General features: G+C 55.9%; 21 protein-coding genes, 2 tRNA genes and 1 riboswitch. Of the genes, 12 read left to right on the forward strand and 11 right to left on the reverse strand.

Translation table 11 applies throughout. The annotated features are described in order from the left end of the window. The first annotated feature begins 60 nt into the window (after positions 1–60). From TH468_RS14135 to TH468_RS14150, 3 genes are all read left to right on the forward strand, one after another. Positions 61–699 (forward strand): YitT family protein, encoded by a 639-nt coding sequence (locus TH468_RS14135; protein ID WP_085645130.1) that lies wholly within the window; start codon positions 61–63, stop codon positions 697–699. A 394-nt stretch (positions 700–1,093) separates the two neighbouring features. Next, complete coding sequence (locus tag TH468_RS14145; RefSeq protein ID WP_085645134.1) at positions 1,094–1,852, forward strand: hypothetical protein; 759 nt, start codon at positions 1,094–1,096, stop codon at positions 1,850–1,852. A 201-nt stretch (positions 1,853–2,053) separates the two neighbouring features. Further along, on the forward strand, positions 2,054–2,686 hold the full coding sequence (locus TH468_RS14150) for a hypothetical protein (protein ID WP_139834722.1): 633 nt from the start codon (positions 2,054–2,056) through the stop codon (positions 2,684–2,686). 9 nt (positions 2,687–2,695) lie between these two features. Here TH468_RS14150 and TH468_RS14155 read toward each other — a convergent pair. The 5 genes from TH468_RS14155 to TH468_RS14175 all read right to left on the reverse strand — a co-directional run bounded on the left by TH468_RS14155 (position 2,696) and on the right by TH468_RS14175 (position 5,202). Then, a tRNA-Arg gene (locus tag TH468_RS14155) sits at positions 2,696–2,772 on the reverse strand. Between the two features lie 144 nt (positions 2,773–2,916). Then, positions 2,917–3,210, reverse strand: coding sequence for an ETC complex I subunit (locus tag TH468_RS14160; RefSeq protein WP_062951849.1), 294 nt, complete (start codon positions 3,208–3,210; stop codon positions 2,917–2,919). Positions 3,211–3,337: 127 nt separating this feature from the next. Beyond that, a tRNA-Pro gene (locus TH468_RS14165) sits at positions 3,338–3,414 on the reverse strand. A 184-nt stretch (positions 3,415–3,598) separates the two neighbouring features. Then, a complete protein-coding gene (locus tag TH468_RS14170; protein ID WP_062951848.1) occupies positions 3,599–4,045 on the reverse strand; it encodes a DUF192 domain-containing protein in 447 nt (148 codons plus the stop codon). Further along, positions 4,042–5,202, reverse strand: a complete 1,161-nt coding sequence (locus TH468_RS14175) for an acetoin utilization protein AcuC (protein WP_085645138.1) — start codon at positions 5,200–5,202, stop codon at positions 4,042–4,044. The genes TH468_RS14170 and TH468_RS14175 overlap by 4 nt, the downstream gene beginning before the upstream one ends. 119 nt (positions 5,203–5,321) lie before the next feature. Between TH468_RS14175 and TH468_RS14180 the strand changes: the two genes are divergently transcribed. Both TH468_RS14180 and TH468_RS14185 read left to right on the forward strand, forming a co-directional pair. Then, positions 5,322–5,627 carry a DUF6506 family protein gene (locus tag TH468_RS14180; protein ID WP_085645140.1) on the forward strand — a complete coding sequence of 102 codons (306 nt, stop codon included), beginning with the start codon at positions 5,322–5,324 and terminating at the stop codon, positions 5,625–5,627. A 54-nt stretch (positions 5,628–5,681) separates the two neighbouring features. Then, complete coding sequence (locus TH468_RS14185; protein WP_085645142.1) at positions 5,682–6,770, forward strand: S9 family peptidase; 1,089 nt, start codon at positions 5,682–5,684, stop codon at positions 6,768–6,770. A 6-nt stretch (positions 6,771–6,776) separates the two neighbouring features. Here the strand turns inward: TH468_RS14185 and TH468_RS14190 are convergent, their stop codons facing one another. After that, on the reverse strand, positions 6,777–7,373 hold the full coding sequence (locus TH468_RS14190) for an N-acetyltransferase (RefSeq protein ID WP_085645144.1): 597 nt from the start codon (positions 7,371–7,373) through the stop codon (positions 6,777–6,779). Positions 7,374–7,605: 232 nt separating this feature from the next. Beyond that, a complete protein-coding gene (locus TH468_RS14195) occupies positions 7,606–8,751 on the reverse strand; it encodes a citrate/2-methylcitrate synthase (protein WP_085645146.1) in 1,146 nt (381 codons plus the stop codon). 101 nt (positions 8,752–8,852) lie between these two features. On the opposite strand from TH468_RS14195, the gene TH468_RS14200 reads away from it, so the two are divergent. From TH468_RS14200 to TH468_RS14220, 5 genes are all read left to right on the forward strand, one after another. Continuing rightward, positions 8,853–10,250 carry a CoA transferase gene (locus TH468_RS14200; RefSeq protein WP_085645330.1) on the forward strand — a complete coding sequence of 466 codons (1,398 nt, stop codon included), beginning with the start codon at positions 8,853–8,855 and terminating at the stop codon, positions 10,248–10,250. A 1,316-nt stretch (positions 10,251–11,566) separates the two neighbouring features. Then, positions 11,567–11,678, forward strand: a riboswitch (TPP riboswitch). Next, positions 11,669–12,493, forward strand: a complete 825-nt coding sequence (locus TH468_RS14205) for an ABC transporter ATP-binding protein (protein ID WP_210402251.1) — start codon at positions 11,669–11,671, stop codon at positions 12,491–12,493. (Overlaps the previous riboswitch by 10 nt.) After that, the gene (locus TH468_RS14210; protein WP_085645148.1) at positions 12,490–13,287 is read left to right on the forward strand and encodes an ABC transporter permease; all 798 of its coding nucleotides are present in this window, start codon (positions 12,490–12,492) and stop codon (positions 13,285–13,287) included. Before TH468_RS14205 ends, TH468_RS14210 begins: the two co-directional genes overlap by 4 nt. 72 nt (positions 13,288–13,359) lie before the next feature. After that, complete coding sequence (locus tag TH468_RS14215; protein ID WP_085645150.1) at positions 13,360–14,313, forward strand: ABC transporter substrate-binding protein; 954 nt, start codon at positions 13,360–13,362, stop codon at positions 14,311–14,313. Positions 14,314–14,449: 136 nt separating this feature from the next. Next, positions 14,450–15,493 (forward strand): MBL fold metallo-hydrolase, encoded by a 1,044-nt coding sequence (locus TH468_RS14220; protein WP_085645152.1) that lies wholly within the window; start codon positions 14,450–14,452, stop codon positions 15,491–15,493. Positions 15,494–15,601: 108 nt separating this feature from the next. On the opposite strand, the gene TH468_RS14225 is transcribed toward TH468_RS14220, so the two are convergent. Beyond that, the gene (locus tag TH468_RS14225) at positions 15,602–16,330 is read right to left on the reverse strand and encodes a DUF4198 domain-containing protein (protein ID WP_210402252.1); all 729 of its coding nucleotides are present in this window, start codon (positions 16,328–16,330) and stop codon (positions 15,602–15,604) included. A 118-nt stretch (positions 16,331–16,448) separates the two neighbouring features. Continuing rightward, positions 16,449–17,771 carry an FAD-binding oxidoreductase gene (locus tag TH468_RS14230; RefSeq protein ID WP_085645156.1) on the reverse strand — a complete coding sequence of 441 codons (1,323 nt, stop codon included), beginning with the start codon at positions 17,769–17,771 and terminating at the stop codon, positions 16,449–16,451. Between the two features lie 69 nt (positions 17,772–17,840). Between TH468_RS14230 and TH468_RS14235 the strand changes: the two genes are divergently transcribed. Together TH468_RS14235 and TH468_RS14240 are read left to right on the forward strand one after the other, a co-directional pair. Beyond that, positions 17,841–19,022, forward strand: a complete 1,182-nt coding sequence (locus TH468_RS14235) for a PLP-dependent aspartate aminotransferase family protein (RefSeq protein WP_085645158.1) — start codon at positions 17,841–17,843, stop codon at positions 19,020–19,022. Between the two features lie 48 nt (positions 19,023–19,070). Further along, positions 19,071–20,126 (forward strand): ChaN family lipoprotein, encoded by a 1,056-nt coding sequence (locus TH468_RS14240; protein ID WP_085645160.1) that lies wholly within the window; start codon positions 19,071–19,073, stop codon positions 20,124–20,126. A 34-nt stretch (positions 20,127–20,160) separates the two neighbouring features. Here TH468_RS14240 and TH468_RS14245 read toward each other — a convergent pair whose 3' ends face one another. Then, complete coding sequence (locus TH468_RS14245; RefSeq protein ID WP_085645335.1) at positions 20,161–20,703, reverse strand: Panacea domain-containing protein; 543 nt, start codon at positions 20,701–20,703, stop codon at positions 20,161–20,163. Between the two features lie 112 nt (positions 20,704–20,815). Continuing rightward, positions 20,816–21,262 carry a hypothetical protein gene (locus TH468_RS14250; RefSeq protein ID WP_085645162.1) on the reverse strand — a complete coding sequence of 149 codons (447 nt, stop codon included), beginning with the start codon at positions 21,260–21,262 and terminating at the stop codon, positions 20,816–20,818. Between the last annotated feature and the right edge of the window lie 70 nt (positions 21,263–21,332).

Genomic DNA, 21,332 nt, shown 5'->3' on the forward strand with positions numbered 1-21,332 from the left:
TCGCACATGCGAAAAGCGTAATTTGACAGTCTATTCAATCCTTGGGCCCGTGATCGCTTCATGACCAGCACCACAACCAACACCGCCGAAACCACCAAGCCCGATCTCGGCCATCGCCTGTACGAGGATGTGCTGGCGCTTCTGCTCGGCACCATGGTCGTGTCGCTCGGTGTGATGCTCTATAGCGAAAGCGTGCTGGTCACCGGCAGCACGGCGGGGGCGGCCCTTCTGATCGAACATGCTACCGGTATCGGTTTTGGCGTGATCTTCTTTGCAATCAATCTGCCGTTTTACTGGCTGGCCTTCAAACGCATAGGGCTTGCTTTCACCATCAAGACCTTCATCGCGGTCGGGCTTGTTTCGGTGTTTTCCAAACTGATGCCGATGTGGATCGATTTCTCGATGCTCAACCCGATCTTCGCCGCCATTGCGGGCGGTGCGCTGATGGGGATCGGCCTTCTGATGCTGTTTCGCCATCGCGCGGGGCTCGGCGGGATCAATATCCTCGCCCTGTACCTGCAGGAACATCTCGGCATCCGCGCGGGTTATTTCCAGCTCGCCGTCGATCTGGTCATCCTCGCCTGCGCCTTCCTGACCCTGCCGTTCGACAAGGTCCTGCTCTCGATCCTCGGCGCTGTCGTGCTCAACCTGATCATCGCTCTTAATCACCGCCCGGGTCGATACCTCGCTGCGAGATAATACGCCCGAACAACGCCTTACTGATATTTCCGCCGCCGAAAGGCCGCAAGATCGGTAACCTTGATAGACAATCGGACGGCAAGATACCCCCTATCTGCCTTTTGCGGTTCGTTGTTTTCCTTGTATGCCATCGCCAAACCAAACTTCCCCCTGAGCTGGATTGCGCTGATTGGCTCGCAATTCGCCGACTGTCTCAAATTCTTTTTCCTGTCCCGACACAATGCGATTGTGGTGAGTAAATTCCCGCGGAGTATGTTTGCCGCACCGACGCTCATGATGGTCAGCGTCCTACAATCCGGCGCCTTGCAGCCTTCTTTATTACAAGACATTTCGATTGCAGGTTGCAGTATGTTAACCTCAGCAACGTCGTGGGGATCAGGGGAACAAAAACGCCGTGAGTGAAAAACCGGTATACATTGCCGTAGCCCTGACGGTGGGTGCCATAGCAGGCATACCGATTGGGTCCATAGTTGCAGCCAACTTCCTCCCAATTGCTATTGGAGACGGCTGGGCAAGCATTGGAGGTGCATTTGTTGGTGTCATGGGGACGTTCGCTGTAGCGAATTGGAGCTTTCATAGATCCTTGATAGCCCAAGAAAAAAGGCTTCTACGTCCAATTCAAAAGAGATTTGAATACTGCGACAACTATCTTATGAGAATAGCTGGGCTGGCGGAGAAACACAGCAAATTGCAGCGAACTCTGTTTGAAGACATCAAGCAAATAGTGGATGCTCCAAACCTTTGGAACCCCGTCAATATAGCTGACCTTGCTCGGTACGAAGCACCTCCAGCATTAGCTATCAAAATTGTCATTCGATGCAACGATTATCCTCTGGACGAATTTAACGAGATAATTAGGCTGGCAAAACGAACCTCAACAGAGCTAACTTGGCTTCGCGAACATAAGAGAGAGGAACTTTCTCCTCTTGAAATAGAGTTCATCGGCACTCTGATTGAAGAAATCACCAAGTTGAATGATGCCGCCCGATTTTGCTCGAACGTTTGGCGTGAGATGCAACACATAGAAAACCAAGGAAATCTGCTGCCCAGTCTACCACAACTACCTGATGCAGTCTTTCGAGCCGAACGTCAGATCATCAGGTTCGCAGCCTCTACCCTCTTGCAAATCAAAGGGCTGCGTGCAGTTCACTAGCATCACTGCGCCAACTGTTAATAAAGGGGCAGCACTTTGAAACATATCAACAAGTAGTAGACCTTCGCTCTCAGAAAAATGGAACTATCCCCTTTTAGGTCCCAAATGAGAGAATAGAAGAAATCACTATAAATTTTAAAATAAATTCAAAAATTTAAATATCATTGATTAGCGTAAAATATAGTCATCAAAATGAATAATATGAAAATTTATCAGAAATATAAATACGTTCTAATAATTAGCGTCTTTATATCCGCATCAGGAATAATATTAACTTGTTTGAATATTTCAGGTGCACATGAATTAGATTTTATAAATCACATTGAATGGGAGGCACTATCAGTAGGAGGATTTGCACTTTACTCAGCATTAATAGCCTATCAAGCGGCGACTCTCCGTCAAACACAAAATGACAATCAAAATACATTGAATTTTATATCTCGTGACTTCCGAATATTAATGATGTTTAAAGCAGATATTTTCTCGGCAACATCACAGTTGAAACATGATTTTGACGCCGCACCGCACACAGAACTCATTCTCAAAAACTACGAGAGCATCTGGGAAATTTGCTGTAAGGCTAACCTATACGACCTAATACTATCGAAAGAACTGAATGATATTTCAATATCCCTCATTCAATTAAAATTTCTAATTGAGAGATCAAGAAAAGAGCCAGAAAACTCACTTGAGTTTAAAAATTCAGGCGCACTACTCTCAGCACGCCAAATAGTTTCTGATGTAATAACAAGCCTTCAGAATATCGAAAAAATAATCGAAGAAGAATATATCAACTCAGAGCAAAGGCCCAAGCCATATTTATATGATGCTTAAACAGAAGAATGGCGATCCCTGCAGGACTCGAACCTGCAACCTACAGATTAGAAGTCTGTTGCTCTATCCAGTTGAGCTAAGGGACCGCTGTGGGGGCCGGTTGGTGCCCCGGGGCAAAGCATTGGACGCCTGCCCGGCTGATATCTTTTCAGTCTTTAACGTCTTCTGTCAGACGAACGGGGCGGAAACCGCCCCGATGATGGTGATCGACCGTCTTGGTGGCCGAAAGATCAGACGACGCGTTTGAACGCGAAGTTGTCGGCATAGGCCTGCACCCGGCGGACGCGCGATTTCGGCTGTTCGATATCGGCAATCAGCTTGTGACGGGCGGCAAATGCCTGTGCTTCTTCAAGGGTATCGAAATACATGCGCACCTGGCCGCGGGTATCGGTCGATCCGATCCAGCCCATAAGCTGATCGGCAACCTTCTTTGCACCCGGTTCAAATTCCATCACCCAGTGTTTGGTCGCGGCACGACCGGACTGCATGGCGTTTTTGGCAGGTTTGTAAACACGGACCTTCATCGGGACCCTCGTCTTGACCGTCGGATAAGATGACAACAATACGGGGCTCTCTAACACCCGCTGTCACATCATCTTTTACACCTTTTGCCGGCACATGAAAACGTGTCCGTATGGCAAAAGGGAAAAATGGTCGGGAAGGCGAGATTCGAACTCGCGACCCCCTGCTCCCAAAGCAGGTACGCTACCAGACTGCGCTACTCCCCGACGCGGATGTGGATTTAGCACCATAATTCCGGGTGGGCAAGACCGCATTATGCGTTTTTTGCCCGGATTGGAAATAAAATGCAGGTCAAAAACCAAAGGCCGCAGAAATCATCCGCGGCCTTGCTATTGCTGATTGAGGATCACGTGGCCGCAACGGGCGCATCGCAGGTGCCGCTACCATGTCTTAGCGCGGCAGCCCTTCGACCTTCTCGCCAACTTCAAATCCCAACCGGTCGGCCGATCCGCCATTGAGTTCCAGAACAAAGCGCACCGGCTTTGGCCCCGGAATGATGGTTTCGGATTTCGGCACCGTGCGTTTTTCAATTCCGACAATCACGCCATTCTTGTCGATAAACAGCATATCAAGTGAAATGAAGGTGTTCTTCATCCACATCGAAATGTCGCTGGCGCGGCCAAAATCAAACAGCATCCCGGCATCATCCGCCATTTCGGTGCGGAACATCAATCCGCGCGACCGTTCATCAGGTGTTACTGCCATTTCAACATTGAAAACCTTGCCATCGACCAGCAGGCGCGATCGTTCAAACCCTGTCGCCTTTGCATTCAGCCCCGCCACAACGGCAGCACTGATAAAGCAAACGACCAAGGTCATTTGAATGAACGACTTCATAACCCATACCCCTTCAGTCTATGGACGCGTGTCCTGACTTCGTCACGTATGTCCCCGCCGCGCCACGGATCTCTAATGCTGGTCAGCATTTTTTCGTCCGGCTGCTTTCCACGGCTATGTGCCCATTTTATGGCACGCAGGATATTTTCCGCTGTGACGGATAACACAGGGGGTATTTCGATTTCGTTTACAACCGCCCACACCCCGGACCAACAGCGCGCAACCCCATAAGGATTATATCCTCCGCCCCCCAGTACAAGACATCTGGGTGCCATCTTGATCATGGCCCCGACCACGTCCCAAATGGCCTGATTTCCCAGCATCTGTCTGGATAATGGATCTTCTGCTAATGTATCACAACCACATTGTAAAACAATGGCTTGTGGTGAAAATTGCTGCGCGAGTGGCAGGAAATACTCGTTCAGGACATAACGCATTTCATCGTCATTCATGCCGCTTGGCATCGGCAGGTTACGCGCAAATCCCCCCGCAATATCATCGATATGCCCGGTTTTCGGCCACAGTCCTTCTTCATGCATGGACACGGTCAGAACACGGTCATCATCGGCAAATGCAATCTGCACACCATCCCCGTGATGGGCATCAATATCAAGGTAAAGCACGCGATCCAGCCCCGAATCGAGCAATTCAAGTATCCCCAGAACCGGGTCGTTGAAGTAACAGAACCCCGATGCCCGGTCGCGCAATCCATGATGCGTACCCCCCGCCGGATGATGGATGATCCCGCCATCCGAAATCAGACGTGCGGCCATAATCGATGATCCGGCCGCCGTCGCCGGACGCCGGAAAATTTCCGGATAGATCGGATTGCCGTTTTTCCCCAATCCGTATTTCACCATCATGTCTTCGGGCAGCATCCGGTCGCGTTCGGCCTGTGCGACGGCGGCGATATAGTCGGGATCGTGAAAGCGTGCCAATTGTCCGGGCGTCGCCACCGGCCCGATCAGATAATTATCCCCATCGACCCAGCCCATCGCATGCACCATATCCACCACCAGCGACACCCGCGGGATCGCAAGCGGGTGCTTTGGCCCGTAACTCGACCCGCGATAAATCTCGGCCGCGATCATGCGCGGACGGATATCATGGCGGCGATGATCGGGATAATTCAGAACAGGTTCATCAGATGGCATCATGACCGATCATGGTTCATTCGGGCTGGGCTCATTGGGGCATCGCAGGATTGACGCGCAAACGCATCCGCGTAACTCTGCTCCCGGAACACTTTCTCCTTTCTTAAACGACGAGCCGCCCCATGCCGATCAAAAACTATGCCTTCCTGATCAAGGCCGACGGATATCCGGTGCGGGGGACGCAAACCACCCTGCCCGGCGATGGCTTCACCACCCATATCTTTGCCGCGTCAAATATCGCGGCCCTGATCGTCGCAGCGCAGGGCTTTGCCAAGGACGGGATAGAGGTCATTGAAACCTGTGGCGGTTTTTCCGATACCGATTTTGATGCGGTCGAAAAGGCACTTGATGGCCGGGTCGCCCTTGGCCGGGTAACGTTTGACGCCGCCAATCAGGCCCTTCTGACCCGTTTTATGACATCGTCCTGATCACTTTCAATCAGTCATCACCGCCACCGCCCCAAAACAGTCGGAGCCCCACCCGTGCCCCAAAAAACCTCAAACCGCCGCCGCCTTTTCGCGGGGCTTGCGATCCTGATCATCGTTATTGTGATTGGCGCTGGCTTTGCCCTTTCGGGGCTTGCCGATTTTGATCTTGAAGGTCGCAATACCCGCCTTGTCGAGTTTGACGATCACGGCAACCGGCTTTCGGGCACCCTGATCCTGCCCGATGGTGCGGCGGCCAATACCGCCCCCATTGTCCTTCTGATCCATGGCGATGGTCCGCAGGACCGCTTTTCAAATGACGGTTACCTGCCGCTGATCAATACACTGCTGGATGGCGGGATCGGTGTGTATAGCTGGGACAAGGCAGGTGTGGCCGACAGCACGGGAAACTGGCTTGATCAATCCATGAATGATCGCGCCAACGAGGCGATGGCGGCCTTCGCCGCCCTTCGCAATCTTGATGGCAATCAGAACCGCAAAATCGGTTTTCTCGGTTTCTCGCAGGCTGGCTGGGTCATCCCCGATATCGCCAATCGCCTGCCCGATGCCGCCTTTCACATCCTGGTCGGCGCGGCGGTCAATTGGCAGCGACAGGGAACCTATTACATGCGCACGCGGCTCGCGGCCCTAGGCACCCGGCCCGATGAAATCGCCATGCGCATTGAAACCGCGCACAACATGGATGACCGGATTTTCGGCCCCGACAGCACCTATCAGGATTATCTCGCCATCCCCCATGATCAGGAAGTCATGGCAGAGGACCGCTATGAATTCGTCAAACGCAATATCGGATCGGACGCCACCGGGCTGCTTGAAACAATCACATCCCCCCTGCTTGCCCTCTGGGGCGAGGATGATCTGAATGTTGATGCCGCTTATAATGCAACGATCTATCGCAAACTTGCCCTGCCCAACAATCCGCTCAACAGGGTCATCACCCTTCCCGATGCAACACACGGGTTGCTGCGCGCAGGCCTGTTTAATTATCAGCTTGCCGATCAGATGCCCGACATCGTCAAACTGGCCTTTGTCGTGATGGGGCGGCATGCCTATGCCCCCGGCGCGATGGATCACATCATCACCTGGATCAGACAGGTCACGCAAACCCCATCCCCGGCACAATAACCAGCATCAAACCTGTAACATCATCGTTGTTGCCGTGCGAAACCCGAACAAATGACGAAGCGGGCCAAGTTCCTGCACATCGCCCGCCACAAAGCCGCATCGTTCATAAAGTGCCCGGGCACGCGGATTGGTATCGATCACGTCAAGCCGCACCTGCCTCAGGTCACGCATCCGGGCTTCATGTGCAATCGCATCCAGAAGTGCCGTCCCGACACCCCTGCCGCGCGCATCAGAATCAACAAAAATCCCGTCCATCAACAGAACCCCCTCGGACAGATCCCGTTCAAGCGTCTCGATCAAAATCCCGCGCCACAAGCCACCCCAAAGGCCATAAATCGCACAGACATCCGATAACGTCCCGCCAATAAACGCCCCCTGCGCCGTTTTGAAACCGGCAATGCCCAACAGATCGCCATCGGACGATACCGCACTGATCGCATGGGCCGGATCAACAACCCGCCTCAGGAATAATTGCGCCTTGTCTTCGGGCTTCATCACCGGGGCCAGTTTCTGACGAAACGCCTGCCAGAAAAGATCAAGCGCCTTGTCGATATGGCCATCCTCGATGCCATGATGAATGGAAAATGTTTGCCGGTCCTGCATCTGTACCTTCCGCGATCCTGTCGATCAGAAAGATAGCCGGACGGCATGATTTCACAAGTTAAGGATGTGATACAGATCACGCGCCTGACCCGCGCTCGGGCTTGCCTGTCCTTAAATGGCGCGCTGCCCGCTGCTGGTCGAAATCATCCCTTTCTGACCTACCCTCTGGATTCCCGCGAACGCGGGAGTCCATCTCACCGCACGCTCCATACCGGGGCAGAACTCCGGACCCTCACCCGGCCACAGCCGCCCGCGGCCGAATGATCTTGCCGCTTTGGCGCTGCTCGAACAGATGCGCGATCCAGCCTGCCATGCGCCCGACGGCAAAAATGCCAAGCCCCGCCCCTTTCGGCAGATCAAGCTCGCGTTCCAGCAACGCCAGCCCGAAATCAAGGCTGGGATATTGCCCGGTTTCATCCGTCACCCGGTCCGCAATCCGTGCCCAGAACGCATCGCCGACCTGCCCGCAGGATTGCATGATCGCACGCGTACGCGGATCGCCATCGGGATAAAGCGGATGGCCGAAACCGGGCGGCACGCCATCCTGCACCGGATCAATCTTGCGCTTTTCCACCCGGTCCATCCATGCCCGGCAGCGCGGCGTTAACCCGCCATGCCGGGTGCCCGATAATGTCGCCAACCCCGCCAGCAACGACGCCGGAACACTCGCGCCTGCCGATGCCGCCACCCGCACCGCATAGGCCGACGCATTCAATTCATGATCGGCACACAGCACCAGCGCACGGCGCAGCAAATCCACCGCTTCCGGCTTTGCCGACCAGGCCCGCGCCAGCATCACATGGATCGGACTTTCACCGTCATCGCGCATACCGGCCGCCGCCAATGCCGCAAGCCGCATCAGCTTCGCCGCCGCCGGGCGGCCATCCCCGGCCGGGTGATTTGTCACCTCGCCCGCCATCATCGTAATCATCCGGTCAAACGGTGTGGCATGATTGGCCGGGATGAAATCGGGCGCGCAGCATCGATCCTGATCGACCCGCAACCCCGCCAGAAGAAGCGCGGCATCTTCAAGCGTCATGGTATCAGACAGCACCACCGCATCCCTGCCGCGATAGAAAAACCGTCCATCGGCAATGCGGGTGATTTTCGACACCAGTATCGGTTCGCCCCAGTCAATCGTCGATGCCGCCACCGATTGCCGCGACCGGCCGCGTTTTTTACCCGCGATGATTTTGCGCACATCGCGATGGTCATAAAGGCTTTTGCGTGCGTCCCCCGGATGGGCAATGGCGCGCACGATCCCGCGGCTGACATAGGCATAAAGCGTATCGCGCGATATGCCGGTCGCCGCACAGACTTCCTGTGCCGACAGCGTGAAAAATGCGGTTTCATTCATCGGATCATCCAGATTTTTCATATTGATTATCTTGATCAAGATTGACGATTTGTCCAGCCCCGCGTGATCCTTGGGTGATCAACCCCTCCCGCGCCACCGATGCGGAAAAAGGAGCCACCAGCATGACCGCCATGACCAACAAGCCCAACCCGTTCATCGCCCCGATTACCGATGCCCTTAACGCCGCCCCTGATCTTCCGGGCGCAACAAACGCCCTGCCCGATATCAAAATCACCGGCACGGACGCCCTGCCATCCTTCTTTGCCGTCACTGATCTTGCTTCGGCCTCGATGGGCATCGCATCCGCCATGATTTCCCGCTATCGCGGTTTGGCGACTGGCGATCTGGCAGACGTCACCATTGATCAACGGCTGGCGTCAAAATGGTTTGATATGACGATCCGCCCGATGGGCTGGGAATTGCCGCCGGTGTGGGATGCGATTGCCGGTGACTATCAAACCGCTGATGGCTGGATACGGCTTCACACCAACGCCCCGCATCACCGCGCTGCCGCCCTGTCGGTTCTGGGCGATTACACCGACCGCGAAGCCCTCGCCCCGATTGTCGCCAGATGGAAGGCCGATGACCTCGAAACCGCAATCATTGCCGCGGGCGGCTGTGCGGCCACCATGCGAAGCCTGGGTGACTGGCAATCCCACCAGCAAGGGGTTGCGATTTCGGCCGAACCGCTGATCGGCTGGCAGCATCACGGTATCACCCCAAAATCCCGCCACGTTATCCGGTCGGATCGCCCCTTGGCCGGGATCCGCGTGCTTGACCTGACCCGCGTTCTGGCCGGTCCGGTCGCAGGGCGATTTCTCGCCGCCTATGGCGCGGATGTCCTGCGCATCGACCCGCCCCATTGGGACGAGGGCGCGGTAATCCCCGAAATCACCCTTGGCAAACGCTGTGCCGGGCTTGACCTCAAACGTGCCGAGGATCGCCAAACATTTGAAAGCCTTCTGGCAGGTGCTGATATCCTGCTGCACGGCTATCGCCCCGATGCCCTGCCCGGTCTTGGCTATGACGCAGCCCGACTTCGCCGGATCAATCCCGGCCTGATTGATGTCACCCTCTGCGCCTATGGCTGGACCGGCCCGTGGGCCAAACGGCGCGGTTTTGACAGCCTCGTGCAAATGAGCTGCGGCATCGCCGATTTCGGCATGAAACAGGCCAACGCACCAAAACCAGTGCCCCTTCCCGTTCAGGCCCTTGACCACGCCACCGGCTATCTGATGGCGGCAAGCACCATCCACGCCCTTTTGCTCCGCAGCCAGACCGGCCAGATCACCACCGCCCGCCACTCGCTGGCCCGCACCGCCCATCTGCTTTGCCAGACCGCCCAATCCACCCGACCCCAAACCATCGCCCCCGAAACCGAAAACGATATCTCCCCGCATATCGAAACCACAAACTGGGGCAAGGCCCGGCGCGTTCGTTTCCCGGCCACCATCGACGGCGTCGCACATGGCTGGGATCACCCGGCGGGCAAACTCCGAACGGCCGATCCGGTGTGGTGATGCCGCTCCAAACGAAATCCGGACGGATGCAACAGCAAAACACACAGCCGCAAACCGGACCTCCCGCAACCAGAAAGCCCGAACAAATCCCGGGCTTTCGCAAGCCCCTCCAGCAGACAGCTTTCGGGTCACGGCCCTCACCTGTCCATCATCGACGGGGCATGGCCCGATGCTGGCACTGCTGTCTCTTCCGGTGCCTCTTCCGGCAAATCCTCCACGGCGACTTCCAGTGATGCGGGACTTCTGGCAACGCTGGACAAACCTCGGGCTTCCACCAGCCACCAGACACCCCAAAGCCTCGCCGCCTACTCCTGCCCCTTTCGGCACCCCCATGATCAAGAAGCCCGGACAAACCTAAAGCCCCCGCCATCCTCCCCAACAGACGATCCGCAAACGCCCTCAGCCTCGCTGCCCGCTCCAACTACCTCCGCCAATGGCATGACCACCGAAGCCCGGACAAATCTCGGGCCTCCAGCAACCTCGCCAACTCACACCCCACGGAACCCCCAACGGCTCGTGACCCGCTCCGGCCACGGCGACAACCTGCTCCCCCGACATTCAGACACACCTCGGGCCGCCGCCAGCCCCGCCAACCGATGGTCCACAGACGGTCCACAGACGGCCCAAAGGCTCGCTGCCCATTTCGGGCTCTTTCGACGATGCCATGACCACCGACCACCGATGCCGGAACAAAACTCGGGCCTCCAGCAACCGTCGCCGACGGACAATCATCGGGCTCTCTGCCGCCTAGACGCACCTCGGGCTTTCGCCAGCAGACGGTCCAGGGGCTCGCTGCCCACTTCGATCATCTTCCGGCGACGGCGGCAACCTGCCACCCCGGCGTCCAGACCCACCTCGGGCTGCCGCCATTTTCACCAGCAGACGGATTTCGGGCGTACGGCCCCCAACCTGTCCACCACCGACGAGCCATAATCCGATGCCGTCACTGCTGCCATTGCTGCCGCTTCCGGCAAATCCGGGGTCCGTTCCCCGACAAGACGCACCTCTCCCGTCATGACAAACAAGCGTGTTAAAAGCGTATTAGAACTGGCGCGGAATACCGCCGTAATGGCTCCACCATCCGCCGCCCCATATCCTGCGGAGTACCCCGCCGCCCTGCCTCAATCCTTGCCGCAGCATCCTGCCCCCCCCTCTTTGATCCAGCCCCAAACGCAAAAACCCGCGAGGCACAAGGCCTTGCGGGTTTCTGTCCGGGTGCATTTCTCCCGTTGACTTTATCTTTATGCCACAAACAAAAGAACAAATCAAGAACTTTTTCCAATGCTTGACGTCCCGCCATGATCTGCGCATAGTCCCGTCATCTCCAGGGGGGCCGATCGTAAATCGGCTGAGAGGTTCGGTGTTGCCGGACGACCCTTTGAACCTGAACCGGTTAAGACCGGCGTAGGAAGGATCGCATGCGCAAGACTGAACCAGTGCCGAAACCGGCAACATCCCCAAATCACCCCGTCATGCCGGGCAACACAACGCCGTTTGATATTCATCTGCACGGTGGTCGGGTGGCCTTTAACGGCGACGATATTTTCCATGATCTTGATCTGACCCTGCCCGCCAGCAGCATCACCTGTCTGCTGGGTCCATCTGGTGTCGGCAAAAGCACATTGCTGCGTTACCTCGCAGGCTTGGTCGATGGCGAGGCTGGCGGGGATATTGCCTGCTCGGATGGCAGGCCGCTTTTGGGCCGGGTTGCCTATATGGCGCAGCAGGATTTGCTTCTACCGTGGCGCAGTGTGCGGGAAAATGTCGTTCTGGGCGCGGTGCTTCGCAATGAGCGCCCCGATCTTGCACGCGCCGATGCGCTGATTGCCAAGGTCGGGCTATCGGATGCCGCCCACCTGCGCCCGGCCGAACTTTCCGGCGGCATGAAGCAGCGTGCCGCCCTTGCCCGCACCCTGATGGAAGATCGCCCGGTTGTCCTGATGGACGAACCGTTTTCCGCCCTTGATTCGCTTAACCGCATGCGCCTTCAGGACCTCGCCGCACGGGTATTGCGCGGCAAAACGGTTTTGCTGGTCACCCATGATCCGCTCGAAGCGCTTCGGATTGGCGACCGGGTTCATGTCCTGCGCGGCACCCCGGCGGTCCTGAGCGACGCCATGCTTCCGGCGGGTAGCATCCCGCGTGATATCACCGATCCGGAAATACTCCGCCATCAGGCCGAACTCCTCCGTCAGCTTGGCGCCACCGCCGAGGAACTCAACCGGGCGGAGGGAACGGCATGACGAAGACATCCCGCACCCCGTTTACCGAACGGCGTCTGCTGAAACTCGCCCGCCCGATCATCATCATCGCCGCCCTGATCGCGACATGGCAGATTGTCGTGACCGTGACCGGCGCGCCGAAATATATGCTGCCCGCCCCCTATGAAGTCTGGCTGACCCTGATCAAGCGTCATGACGTGTTGCTTGACCATGCCAGATACACGATTGCCGAAACCGTGATCGGGCTTTTTGCCGGGGCGGCACTGGGCGCCTTGGCGGCCCTTCCGATGGCGCTTTTTGCACCCGTGCGGTTCTGGCTGATGCCGATCCTGCTCGTGTCGCAGGCGATCCCGTTTTTTGCGCTGGCACCGCTTCTGGTATTATGGCTGGGCTTTGGTCTGGGCTCAAAAATCGCGATGGCGGCTTTGATCATTTTCTTCCCCGTCACGGTCGCGTTTTTTGACGGGTTATCGCGCACCGAACCGGGCTTTCTTGACCTTGCCCGCACCATGGGTGCCAGCCGCTGGCGGTTGCTGACCCATGTGCGCCTGCCCGCCGCACTGCCTTCATTTGCCTCGGGCTTTCGGGTCGCAACCGCGGTTGCCCCCATCGGGGCGGTGATCGGCGAATGGGTCGGGTCAAGTCACGGGCTTGGCTATCTGATGCTGCATGCCAATGCCCGGGTTCAGATCGATATGGTCTTTGCCTGCCTTCTGATCCTGTGCGCCTTTTCAATCACGCAATATTTCCTTGTCGACCGGGCGCTACGTGCGGCTTTGCCCTGGCAACCCGACAGCCTGAAACCGGCAAAATAAACCGAATTCCCCGCGAAAGATTGCGGGGCAGAACATCACAAATATATCCGATATCCGATAGGAGGTTCATCCATGTCACGCCTGAAATCCATGATCACCGCAGCCACGATTGGCGCGGTTGCGATGGGAATGACCAGCCCGGCTTTTGCCGCAGACAAGCTCACCATTCTTCTCGACTGGTTTGTTAATCCCGATCACGCACCGCTGATCGTCGCCAAGGAAAAGGGCTTTTTTGCCAAGCATGATCTGGATGTCGAGCTGATCGAACCGGCCGATCCGTCCGCCCCGCCGCGTCTTGTTGCCGCCGGCCAGGGTGACGTTGCCGTGAATTATCAGCCGCAGCTTCACGTACAGGCCGCCGAAGGCCTGCCACTGACCCGGATCGGCACGCTGGTCGCGACCCCGCTCAACAGCCTGATCGTTCTGAAAGACGGCCCGATCAAGGAAATCGCAGATCTGAAGGGCAAGAAAATCGGCTATTCGCTTGCCGGTTTTGAAGATGCCCTGCTCGGCACGATGCTCGGCAAATACGGGGTTTCGATTGATGATGTCGAGCTGGTGAATGTCAATTTCTCGCTCTCGCCATCGCTGTATTCCGGACAGGTCGACGCGATCATTGGCGGCTATCGCAATTTCGAACTTAACCAGATGGAAATCGAAGGCAAGCCGGGCAAGGCTTTCTATGTCGAGGAAGAAGGCGTTCCGCCCTATGACGAGCTGATCCTGACGGTGCGTAACGACAAAACCGATGATCCGCGCTTTGCGCGCATGCTGGCCGCCCTTGAAGAAGGCGTGCAGTATCTGGTGAACCATCCCGATGACAGCTGGCAGGCCTTTATCGCAGCCTATCCAAACCTTGATGACGAACTTAACATCAAGGCATGGGCCGATACCCTGCCGCGCTTTGCGCTCCGTCCTGCAGCCGTTGACCGCACCCGTTATGCCCGCTTTGCTGATTATCTCAAGGATCAGGGCATTATCGAAACCACTCCGGCACTTGATAGCTACGTGACCGTGATCGAATAGACTGACCGGGACGAAGGCCGGAACCAAACGCGGTTCCGGCCTTTTCCATTGCCCTGCCCGCACTTGCACAATTCCCGATCCGCGACACATTCATAAGATCGAAAACAACAATCAGCCGATCAGGGGATTTGACCGCGTGACTGACGAAAAACGCCCAACGCACCACACAGAATCCGGATTTGAAAATCGCTATCCCCTGCCGGAAACCGGCAAAAGATCATTCTGGCGCTTCCTAAAGCGGCGTTATTTCGGCTCTGAAAACTGGCCAAAAGCCAAACACCAGCACGGCAAAATCCCGAGCGAGGCCCCGGATATGAACGCGATCCACAATCCCGATCCGGTACGCCTGCAAGTCACATGGATCGGCCATGCGACGGCTCTGGTGCAATATGGCGGGCTCAATATCCTGACCGATCCGGTCTTTGCCAAACGGGCATCGCCGTTCCGTTATGTCGGCCCCAAACGATACAGCCAACCGGGATTGCGGATCGATCAGTTGCCAGATCTTGATCTGGTACTGCTATCGCACAATCATTACGACCATTTCGATATCGAAAGCCTTGGAAAGATTGGCAATGGCCCGCGCTATATCCTGCCGCTGAAAAACGGAACTCTTCTGGAAAAGGCAGGAATCTCCCCCGACCAGTACGAAGAACTCGACTGGGATCAAAGCCTTTCGCACGGGGATTTGAAAATCACTCATGTGCCCAGCAATCACTGGTCAGCGCGAACCACCAAGGACCGCAAGGAAATGCTGTGGGGCGGGTATATCCTTGAATTCGCCGACGGCTATCGTTTCTATTTCGTCGGTGACACCGGCTGGAACGAACGGCTGTTTGCCGAAATGGGCGAACGATATGGCGGGATAGATTTTGGCCTGATCCCGATCGGAGCTTACGAGCCCAGCGATTTCATGCGTCATGCCCACACCAACCCCGAAGAAGCCGTTCAGATCATGCAGGTGATGGGCGTCAAACAGGCGCTTGCCATTCATTGGGGCACGTTCGTCCTGACCGCGGAACCGGTTGACGAACCGCCATTGCGGCTGGCATCGGCGCGCAAGGATGCCAGCATTGCCGACGATGATTTCATTGCAGCCCCAGTTGGGGCAACACGCTTCTTTCCCGGCAAAATCAGCCATCCGATAAACGCGGATAACGAAACGGAAGCAGCCCGGTAAAAAGGTGAAGACCGGCAACGTGCAGATCGTTGCCGGTCTTCGTTAGCCGCAAAGCGCGATCACAATGTTTGGGAGAACTGCAAACGCGTTTTCGGCTATGGGAATTGATTAGTGGCTGTGCTCGCCCCCTGCGGTGAATGACAGGGTTGCGAAATGCTGGATCAGGTCCGCATCCGCATTGTTTTCAAGCGACACAGAATGTTTGACCGCAATCACATTCAGCCCGTCATTTCGCACGGTGATATAGGCAACGCCATCCTGATCGGTTTCGCCAATCAGGGTTTCGGCCAGATTGACATAATCGGGAATGATCGCAACGCCCGGCAGGGGCTTGCCATCATAAAGGACCCGGACCTTGAAATCGTCACCCGCTTCAAGTTCGGTCGGGTTGGATAGCGGCACGATCTGCAATGCCTGTGCTGGCAAGGCCGGGATATCGCCATGAATATGCAGCAGTGAAACCGAATGCTTCAGATAACGGCCCGCCTGTTTTGCCCCCTCGACGGCTGATTTGGGCTGATTGACCCATTTGCCGTCCGGTCCCTCGGTGTAAAAACCGTTATCGAAATCGATCAGGACAATGGCCGCATCCTCATCCGGCACGATCATGGCGTGGGTATCGCGGGCCTCGACCTTGCCTTCGCTGGCCTTGCCATCCTCGGTCAGGACCGTGACCGATTTGATTTTGGCCGGATCATAGTCATTATCCTCGGCCCCATGGCCATAGATAATTCCATATTCATCCCAGCGCTGGGCAACCCAGACGCCATGCGCATTGGCGATTTGTGCCGCACCGAAAAGAGCCAGACCAACACCGACGACCGATGCAAATTTCATCATGAACCTCAAATTAAATGTTACGTTATAATATAACATTTAATTGCATGAGAGGTACCCTGCGTCAAGACCGTTTGAAAACGATCCCGACGCCAGATTATTCCTCATCCAGACAAAATCAGACCCGCGTGCGCGGTTTGCGGATGGTGCCATCCTCAAACCGCGAAAGCTCCATCCCGGCAAGGGTGATGGACGGCTGCCCGGTTGTGATCCAGTCCGCCAGCACCTTGCCGACCACCGGCCCCATGGCAAATCCGTGGCCGGAAAAACCGGTGGCGACAAAGAAATGTTTTGGATTGTCGAACTGATCGATCACCGGCACCGCATCGGGGGTCACGTCGATATCGCCAGCCCACTTGTCGACAACACCCACCTGTTTGATTTGCGGAAAGACCTTTTGCAAATTGGCCATCGCGTTCTTCACCCGCACTTCGTATGGCTGTGCCTGATTTTCCCGGCGACCGATCAAGGGCTGCTTTGATGCCGCCGAACCCGGCAGGCGATCGACCAGATCATCAACAAACCGCCTGTTCAGATGGAATTTGAAGGTCGCCCAGTTGGCAAACAGGCCCGGCGCAAAATCGCGGGCATATTTGAACCGGCCCAATGTCAAATCCAGATCGGTCATAAACTCGTCGGCTATATTCATCGAACCATCGGCGCGCTGACGAAACGCAAGGCCGGATGCCAGCGTTCCGGCGGCCGAAATATCCGGCACCGGAGTTGTACGGATCACCGTACCACGCGTGGTTTGTTGCGGCAGACGGCGTCCGAATTTGGCAACGAATTTATGCGTCGCGGCACCAGCAGCACAGATAACATATTTGCATTTGATCTCGCCACGTTCGGATATCACCGAACTGATTGCGCCGCCGCTCGTTTCAATGCCAATGGCACCGCAGCCCTCGGCGATGACCGCACCAAGTTCACCGGCACGTTTTGCGATGGCAGGGGCGGCTTTCTTGGGCTCCGCCTGCCCGTCAGAGGGCGTATAAATCCCGCCGACACCGGGGCGCGTAATGCCCGGTGCGATCCGGGCCACCCCCTTGGGATCAAGGACCTGCGTTTCGATATCAAATCCTTTGGCGTCTTCGATCCATTGTTCAAATTCGGCCATTTCCGCATCATCGCGGGCAACAAACATCACCCCGCCCTGCCGCCATTCCAGATCAGCGTCCAGTTCCTTTTCAAGCCCCTGCCAGATGCGGTTGCATTCGATCATCAGGGGCAATTCAACCGGATCGCGGCCCTGCTGGCGCACAAAGCCCCAGGCACGACCGGACTGATGCGAGGCAATGGTATCCTTTTCCAGAAGGACAACCTTCATACCCGCCTTGGCAAGGTAATAGGCACTGGAAGAACCGTGAATCCCGCCGCCGATGACGACGACATCGCATTGTTCGGGAAGGTCAATTTTGGGGGCGTTCATTGTGTGGGGCATTTGAATGGGTCGTTCTTTTGTTTTCGTTTTGGGATGTCGCGCGTTCCACGTTATGTTGCGTGGCAATAAATGACAACAAAATCAGGTGCCACCATGTCTGCCGATAACAAGAAACAGCAACCTGCAACCATCACGGCCCAGGCACTGGGCTGGGTCGAGGAAACCACCCGTTCGGTTACCCCGCCGATCTATCCCTCGACCACGTTCGAACGCAATGCCGATCTTAGCTATCACGATGGCCGATGCTATACCCGGACCGACAACCCGACCTATGATCAGGCCTGTGCGGTTCTTGACGCGCTCGAAGGTGGCGCACAGACGCGGCTTTTCGCATCGGGTATGGCAGCAGCCGTTGCCTTGCTGCATGCGTTATCACCAGGCGATCATGTGGTCGCGCCAAAGGTGATGTACTGGGCGCTGCGCAGCTTCATGCTCGATAGCGGCGTACGTGCCGGACTGACATTTGACTTTGTTGATAATGGCGACACGGCCCAATGGGTAAAACATATCCAGCCGGGCAAAACCAGAATGGTCTGGCTGGAAACACCCGCCAACCCGGACTGGCAGATCACCGATATCGCCGCCGTTGCCGATGCCGCGCACAAGGCCGGGGCGATTGTTGCAGTTGACAATACGGTTGCCACACCGCTTTTGACCCGCCCGATTGAACTGGGTGCAGATATCGTCATGCATTCGGCAACCAAGTATCTTAACGGACATAGCGACGTTCTGGCCGGTACACTTACCACTGCAAACAAGGACAGCGAATTCTGGCAAAGGGTTTGCAAACAGCATGCAGGCGGCGGCGGTGTTCTGGGCGTGTTCGAAGCATGGCTGCTTTTGCGTGGTATGCGTACCCTGTCAATCCGGGTCGAACGGGCCAGTGCCAATGCCATGGCAATCGCCCGCCATTTCGAAAACCACCCTGAAATCGCGCAGGTCCAGTATCCCGGCCTTGAAAGCCATATCGGCCATGACATTGCCAAGCGTCAGATGACCGGCGGATTTGGCGGCATGATGTCGATCCGGGTCAAGGGCGGCGGCAAACGGGCCGTGGATTTCCACAATCAGTGCAAACTGTTTAAACGCGCGACGTCACTTGGCGGGGTCGAAAGTCTGATTGAACACAGATCATCGGTCGAAGGCCCAACAAGCCCTGTGCCCGATGATCTGTTGCGTTTGTCCGTCGGTATCGAAGATGCCCACGATTTGATCCATGATATTGAAACCGCCCTGGATTTGAGTAAATAAAGGCGGAATGAAAATCGGCCAATCAACGGACTGGAAATTCCACGCGTGATGAAAACTGTGTTTCGTGCCCGCACACGATCTTGTTTCAAACAATCACTTTCGCTGTGTCTTGCTATTACAGCAATGATCGCGGCGACGGAATTTCCGGTTCGTTCGGCGCAGGCGCAAGCCCGCACGTCAAGCCAACCGGCAGGCATTCGTGATATTCCCGATGCCAATTCCCTGCCCCCGGCACCGGGACTGATTTTCGATATGGCCGAGCAGCGCTATATCATGTTTGACGACTTGGTTTCGCATCTTGCCGGGACGCGTTTTATCCTGATCGGGGAAAAACACGACAATCCGATCCATCATCATCATCAGGCACAACTGGTCCGCGCGCTAAGTAAACGTGAAGACACCAAGCGTGCGGTTGTCTGGGAAATGTTTGATCGCGACCAGCAGGAAAGCCTTGATCAGGCGTGGCAGACTGTATCCCCCGATGAACTCGGCAGTGAAATGAATTGGGGTGAAAGCGGCTGGCCTTCCTGGCACGACTATGCCCCGATTGCCGAGGCAGCCCGGGAAAACGGGCTGCAGATGGCAGCCGGCAACCTGCCCCGGGATGTCCTGCGGCCCATGATCAACGAAGGTATCAGCGCCCTGCCGACCGAGCTTGCGCAAAAGCTCTCCCTGCCGGCACTACCCGACGATATTGCGGCACGATTTGATCAGGAAATTGCAGACGGTCATTGCAACATGTTGCCCAAATCGCAATTACCTGCCTTTTCGCTTGTGCAGTTTGCCCGCGATGCGTCACTTGCGCGCGCAATGATTGACGTCAACAAAACCATTAGCCCGGATGGCGCATTCCTGATTGCCGGTGCGATGCATGTGCGTGATGACATTGCGGTACCCTACCATCTGCGGCGTTATGCACCTGATATCGACGATAACGACATTGCAGTTGTCATTCTGGTCGAGGCAGATGACCCGGGTGAAGACCTTCCTGGTGTGCGTGATTATGCGCTTCGGATGGGATCAGAAAGTGTGGCGGATTTCATGTGGTTCACCAATGATCTGCCACGTGCCGATCCGTGCGAAGACATTCAGATCGGTCAATAGCGCCACACAATTATCGCCAGACAATTATCGAAAATTATTTGATTCGACGGGGCAACCAATCGGTGGTCGCAACCGGTTTGCCCTTATGCGAACGCATGACACGCGGGCGGACGACTTCCTTTGCCTCGGGCGTGGTGGCACTTTTGCGGACCGAGGCATAGAAATCCACCATCACCTGAAACGGGATCAATGTCCCCCTGCCCTGTTTGTATGCATCAAGATAAGGCGGATGATTGCGCACGGTTTCGCTAAGATGTTCGACAGAGTGGTGACCAAACTGCGACCAGATACTTTCTATAAAATGCTGCGTTTTGGGATCAACCGATTTAAGTCGCACATCCGGACGACTTTCTTCCATGACGGCGTAGACGTTCGGTTCAATCGGACCAATATCATCTGCGATGAAAACAGCGGGCATCAACATGCGGCCGTGATAATTGGCCCCGTAATAGGCCTGCGCCAGATACAGCAAACGATGAAGCTTTTGCGGTTGCAGATATTCATTGTCGTTTAACGCATGATCAATCAGGCGAAAAACGGCTTCGAATACGGAATTAAGGACCGGCTTGTTCTGCATATCTGACCCAGCAAACGAAACGCATGGCGGATCAGGATCATAATGCCGCTTGGGCACGACAACAAGGACCGGAACGGAATGTATTCACTTTTCAAGGAAATCCGGCAAGCTGTCAGATCAAAGCATCAACCCGTGTGCCACGAATACCCGCACCATGCACAACAGCATTAACCACCGCATAGAATGATGTTCCGCTGTTCGCGCTTAGATCGAATGGAATTTCCGGATCAAGAAGGCTTGCGAAATCGATATCGCTTTCGGGTGAAATCGCACCTTCGCGGTCGCTTGCCCGACGAGCTGCCGACAGACGGCTTTGTTCGGCGCGCTGGTCTTTCTGATCACCTGCACTTCCCTGTCCGGATTGCTGTTTACCTTTGCCGTCGATATAGGCATTGAACAGGATACCGTCATTATCGGGGTCATAAGTGTAATGTTCGCTGGGGGCCTGAATCTGGCTATTGCGGTCAACCGTCGCCACACCGCGCGCACCAGCAGCCGCAAGTCGGCCATACTGGCTGACCTGGCTTATGGACTGGTTATTGACGGCAGGTGCGACCATTTTCCTCTCTCCAGCCGAAACCTGAACATATTACAGAAATATTCAACCGTAAGATTGTATCCCAATTACG

Origin of the sequence: Thalassospira sp. MCCC 1A03138 (genome assembly GCF_002115785.1) — a bacterium.
Classification (GTDB): Bacteria; Pseudomonadota; Alphaproteobacteria; order Rhodospirillales; family Thalassospiraceae; genus Thalassospira.

Bases quoted from the DNA above. Each gene is read 5' to 3' on its own strand.
- TH468_RS14135 (WP_085645130.1), top strand. From the start codon at position 61: ATGACCAGCACCACAACCAACACCGCCGAAACCACCAAGCCCGATCTC.
- TH468_RS14150 (WP_139834722.1), top strand. From the start codon at position 2,054: ATGAAAATTTATCAGAAATATAAATACGTTCTAATAATTAGCGTCTTT.
- TH468_RS14160 (WP_062951849.1), bottom strand. From the start codon at position 3,210: ATGAAGGTCCGTGTTTACAAACCTGCCAAAAACGCCATGCAGTCCGGT.
- TH468_RS14170 (WP_062951848.1), bottom strand. From the start codon at position 4,045: ATGAAGTCGTTCATTCAAATGACCTTGGTCGTTTGCTTTATCAGTGCT.
- TH468_RS14175 (WP_085645138.1), bottom strand. From the start codon at position 5,202: ATGATGCCATCTGATGAACCTGTTCTGAATTATCCCGATCATCGCCGC.
- TH468_RS14180 (WP_085645140.1), top strand. From the start codon at position 5,322: ATGCCGATCAAAAACTATGCCTTCCTGATCAAGGCCGACGGATATCCG.
- TH468_RS14190 (WP_085645144.1), bottom strand. From the start codon at position 7,373: ATGCAGGACCGGCAAACATTTTCCATTCATCATGGCATCGAGGATGGC.
- TH468_RS14195 (WP_085645146.1), bottom strand. From the start codon at position 8,751: ATGAAAAATCTGGATGATCCGATGAATGAAACCGCATTTTTCACGCTG.
- TH468_RS14200 (WP_085645330.1), top strand. From the start codon at position 8,853: ATGACCGCCATGACCAACAAGCCCAACCCGTTCATCGCCCCGATTACC.
- TH468_RS14205 (WP_210402251.1), top strand. From the start codon at position 11,669: ATGCGCAAGACTGAACCAGTGCCGAAACCGGCAACATCCCCAAATCAC.
- TH468_RS14210 (WP_085645148.1), top strand. From the start codon at position 12,490: ATGACGAAGACATCCCGCACCCCGTTTACCGAACGGCGTCTGCTGAAA.
- TH468_RS14215 (WP_085645150.1), top strand. From the start codon at position 13,360: ATGTCACGCCTGAAATCCATGATCACCGCAGCCACGATTGGCGCGGTT.
- TH468_RS14225 (WP_210402252.1), bottom strand. From the start codon at position 16,330: ATGAAATTTGCATCGGTCGTCGGTGTTGGTCTGGCTCTTTTCGGTGCG.
- TH468_RS14230 (WP_085645156.1), bottom strand. From the start codon at position 17,771: ATGCCCCACACAATGAACGCCCCCAAAATTGACCTTCCCGAACAATGC.
- TH468_RS14235 (WP_085645158.1), top strand. From the start codon at position 17,841: ATGACAACAAAATCAGGTGCCACCATGTCTGCCGATAACAAGAAACAG.
- TH468_RS14240 (WP_085645160.1), top strand. From the start codon at position 19,071: ATGAAAACTGTGTTTCGTGCCCGCACACGATCTTGTTTCAAACAATCA.
- TH468_RS14245 (WP_085645335.1), bottom strand. From the start codon at position 20,703: ATGCAGAACAAGCCGGTCCTTAATTCCGTATTCGAAGCCGTTTTTCGC.
- TH468_RS14250 (WP_085645162.1), bottom strand. From the start codon at position 21,262: ATGGTCGCACCTGCCGTCAATAACCAGTCCATAAGCCAGGTCAGCCAG.